The following is a 4,004-nucleotide window of genomic DNA, read 5'->3' as shown; positions in this document are numbered from 1 at the left end:
CCCCGCCCCCCCCGCCGGCCCCCCCCCGCGCCCCCGGACGCCACCGCCCCCCCCCCCCCGCCCGGAGCGCGCGCCCCGCGCCGCCGTACCCCCGGGCGCACCGCCCGCCCGCAAGCCCGCCGCCTTCCGCGACACCGCCGCCTTCCACCTCGCCCGCAGCCAGGACCTCTGGACCGCGGGCACCGATGACACCTGCGCCGAGAACGCCGAGGGCACCGCCGCGTCGCGCACCCGCGCCGCGACCCCGCCCACCGGCGCACCACCCGAACCTGCCGTCGCCCCCCGCACCACAGGACTGCCCCGCCCCCGCACCCCGCTCCCGCCCGTCCGCCTCACGCCCGCCCCGCCCCGCACCTCCCTGCTCGTCCCGGCACACGGCCCCACCCCACGGGCGGTCGCCGCCGTGATCTGCCTGGTCCTCGGCATCGGCCTCATAGGCGGCGCCGTGGCCGGGAGTTGGCTCACCGGCGGCACCGACACCCGCCCCACCGCCGAGGCCACCTTCGCCAAGGGCCGCGACGCCTGGCGCAACACCCCCGTCGACGCGCTCTTCCCGCGCACCATCGACGGATTGGGCATCGGCCCCGGCGGCGCCGACCGCCGCTGGACCCGGATCGCCGTCGCCCCCGACGGCGGCTGCGCCGACGCCTACGACCCGCCACTGGCCAAGGTGCTCGCCACGGCAGGCTGCACCCGCCTGCTGCGCGCCACCTACATCGACGCCACCCGCACCGACCTCATCACCGTCGGCGCCCAGATCGCCAAGGCCGACCAGGACACCCTCAAGGCCCTGCACACCCGCGTCACCACCCAGGGCCTGGACCGGCGCGCGGGCCTGATGCCCCGTACGTACCCGGCCGACAACACCCCCGCAGCGGACTTCGGCCCCGACCGGCGCGCCAGCTGGAGCATCCGCGTGCTCACCGACATACCGGTCATCGTCTTCGCCGTCTCCGGATTCGCCGACGGGCGCACGGTCGCCACTCCGCAGCCCGCCACCGCGGCCACCGCGGCCGGCGCCACCACCGCCCCGGCCGAAGCCGGTCTCGGCCACGACGCCAAGGACCTCGCCGACCGCATCGAGACCACCTTCCGCAAGGCATCGGGCAGCATCACCCGGACAACGGAGGCGTCGTCATGACCGGAGCCCTGCTGCGCGGCGCCGCCGTCGCGCTCGGCTCGGCCGCGCTGGCCGTCCTGCCCGCGGTACCGGCCCGCGCCGACGGCATCCGCGCCCAGGAATGGGCACTGGAGGCGATCCACGCCCAGGACGCCTGGCAGACCACCAAGGGCGCCGGCATCACCGTCGCCGTCCTGGACACCGGCGTCGACGCCGGACACCCCGACCTCAAGGGCCAGGTGCTGCCCGACCGTGATCTCGTCGGCTTCGGAGCGGCACCCGGCGACCCCGCCTGGGCCATCCACGGCACCGGAATGGCCGGCATCATCGCAGGTCACGGCCATGGTCCCGGACGCGCCGACGGCGTGCTCGGCGTCGCACCGCAGGCCCGCATCCTGCCGGTGCGGGTGATCCTCGAAGACGACGACCCGCAGCGCAAACGCGCCCGCGCCGAACGCTCCGGCGCACTCGCCGACGGCATCCGCTACGCCGCGGACCACGGCGCCGACGTCATCAACCTCTCGCTCGGCGACGACAGCGCCTCCGCACACCCCGAACCCCGCGAGGACGCCGCCATCCAGTACGCGCTGGGCAAGGGCGTACCGGTCGTCGCCTCCGCGGGCAACGGCGGCAAGGAAGGCAACCGTGCCTCCTATCCCGCCGCTTACCCCGGCGTCATCGCCGTGACCGCCGTCAACAGCTACGGCGCCCGGTCCCCGTTCTCGACGAAGCACTGGTACGCCGCCGTCTCCGGGCCCGGCGAAGAGGTCGTCACGGTCAACCCCGACCGCACGTACTACGAAGGCTGGGGCACCAGCGCCGCCGCCGCCTTCGTCTCCGGATCCGTCGCGCTGGTCCGCTCCGCCCACCCCGACCTCAGCCCGGCACAGATCAGGCAGCTGCTGATCGACACGGCGCAGGACCGCCCGGACGGCGGCCGCGACGACGAACGGGGCGCAGGACTGGTCGACCCCGCCGCCGCCATCAAGGCAGGCGACGACATCGAGCCCACCGCCCAGAAGCCGGCCCCCGCCGCGCACGCCGAGCGCTACTTCGGTGACGGCCCCGTCGCCGAGCCCGAGAAGTCCGGCTCCGCAGGCTGGCTCCCCTGGAGCGCCGCCGCCGTGGGAGTGGGGCTGCTGGCCGCCGCCTTCGTGCTCTGGCGCGACCGCCACGGCCACCGCTGACCTGCACGCACCCGCCCCCGGCAGCGTCCGGCCCGGCCGCTAGGCTCACCCCGTGGCGCAGAAGAACATTCCGGACCCCGGTTTCTCCGACGACGACGGCTCCGCCGACCCGGCCCTGGCGGCCGCGCTGGCCGCCTATGACGACGACCGGAGCACCGAACCCGGGCTCCTGGCGGCGCTGTCCCGCGCCCGCGTCCTGGTCCCGGTCGTCGCGGTGCTCGGCGAGAGCGAGGTGGGCCCCGACGGCCTGCGCCGCGAGAAGACCAGCGACATGGCCGTCCCCACCCTCCAGGCCCCCGACGGCCGCCGCGCGCTGCCCGCCTTCACGTCGATGGAGACCCTCAAGCGCTGGCGGCCCGACGCCCGGCCGGTGGCGGTGCCGCTCCCGCAGGCGCTGCTCGCCGCCTCGCACGAAAAGGCCGACACCGTCGTCGTCGACCTGGCGGGCCCGGTCACCTACCAGCTCACCGGCGCCGCCCTGCGCGCCCTCGCCGAGGGCCGGCAGAGCGCCGACCCGCGCACCGACCCCGCCGTCACCGACGCGCTGCGCACCCTGCTCGCCGCCGAGCCCGCCGTCCTCGTCGCCCACCTCGCGCCCTCCGCCGAGACCGACGCGACCCTCGCGCTCGGCCTGACACCCGACGCCGCGACCGCCGAGGTCGCGCAGCGCCTGGCGCAGGCGCTGGCCATGGACGACGCCCTGCGCGCCCGGCTCGTACGCGGCCTCGACCTGGCGCTGCTGCCGCCCGGCGCCGCTCCGGCGGAAGAGCCGTTCTACCGCCGCTGACCCGCCTCCCGGTCCTCCCTCCCGCCGCCGGGCTCCCTCTCGCCAACGGGCGCGTTCCGCTCCCCGGGCCCACAATGCGAGAAGAGCGCAAGATCCACGCGAGGAGAGCCCACATGGAGACCACGGAGACCCGCACGGTCATATCCGAATTCCTCGGCACGCTGCTCCTGGTGTTCTTCGGCGTCGGCGCTGTGGTGCTGGCGGGCGAGTACATCGGCACCTTCGGCATCGCGCTGACCTTCGGTTTCGTCATGCTGGCACTTGCCTACGCCCTCGGTCCGATCTCCGGGTGCCACATCAACCCGGCGGTGACGATGGGCATGCTGCTGGCCCGCAGGATCGATGTCCGTACGGCCGTCGAGTACTGGATTTCCCAGGTGCTGGGCGGCATCGTGGGCGCCGCCCTGCTCTTCCTGGTGGCCAAGCAGATCCCGGGCCTGCAGACCCACGAGTCCTTCGGCACCAACGGCTGGGGCGACCGCTCGGCCGTCCATCTCAACACCGGCGGCGCCTTCGTCACCGAGCTGGTGCTGACCTTCCTCTTCGTCTTCGTCGTGCTGGGGGTGACACACAAGGTGGCGGTGATCGGCTTCGACGGCCTGCCGATCGGCCTGGCGCTGGCCACCGTCCACCTCGTCGGCATCCCGCTGACCGGCACGTCCGTGAACCCCGCGCGCAGCATCGGCCCGGCGCTCTTCGCCGGGGGCGCCGCGATCACCCAGCTGTGGCTGTTCCTCGTGGCCCCGCTGCTCGGCGGCGCCCTGGCGGCCGTGGTGCACCGGTTCACCCACCCGCCCCTGGAGCCGCGGCTGGTCGCCGACGAGGTCGCGGCGAAGGAGCGCACGCCCTGACGGCGGCACCCCGGACGCGCAGCGAGCCCCGGCCGGTTCATCCCGGCCGGGGCTCGCTG

General features: G+C 75.4%; 4 protein-coding genes. All 4 read left to right on the top strand.

Going from position 1 to position 4,004, the window contains the following annotated elements; translation table 11 throughout:
* Positions 1–1,141: hypothetical protein (locus tag LIU39_RS34585; RefSeq protein WP_227050946.1), on the top strand; the 1,141-nt coding region annotated here is incomplete at its 5' end.
* Complete coding sequence (gene mycP / locus LIU39_RS34580) at positions 1,138–2,307, top strand: type VII secretion-associated serine protease mycosin (RefSeq protein ID WP_227050945.1); 1,170 nt, start codon at positions 1,138–1,140, stop codon at positions 2,305–2,307. The genes LIU39_RS34585 and mycP, both read left to right, overlap by 4 nt.
* A 52-nt stretch (positions 2,308–2,359) precedes the next feature.
* Positions 2,360–3,094, top strand: coding sequence for an SseB family protein (locus LIU39_RS34575; RefSeq protein WP_227050944.1), 735 nt, complete (start codon positions 2,360–2,362; stop codon positions 3,092–3,094).
* Between the two features lie 113 nt (positions 3,095–3,207).
* Positions 3,208–3,945, top strand: a complete 738-nt coding sequence (locus LIU39_RS34570) for an MIP family channel protein (RefSeq protein WP_227050943.1) — start codon at positions 3,208–3,210, stop codon at positions 3,943–3,945.
* Positions 3,946–4,004 lie beyond the last annotated feature (59 nt).

Source organism: Streptomyces pinistramenti, assembly GCF_020564935.1.
GTDB lineage: Bacteria > Actinomycetota > Actinomycetes > Streptomycetales > Streptomycetaceae > Streptomyces > Streptomyces pinistramenti.
Note: the sequence above shows the minus strand (reverse complement) of the source record. Positions and strands in the feature narration are given on the sequence as shown.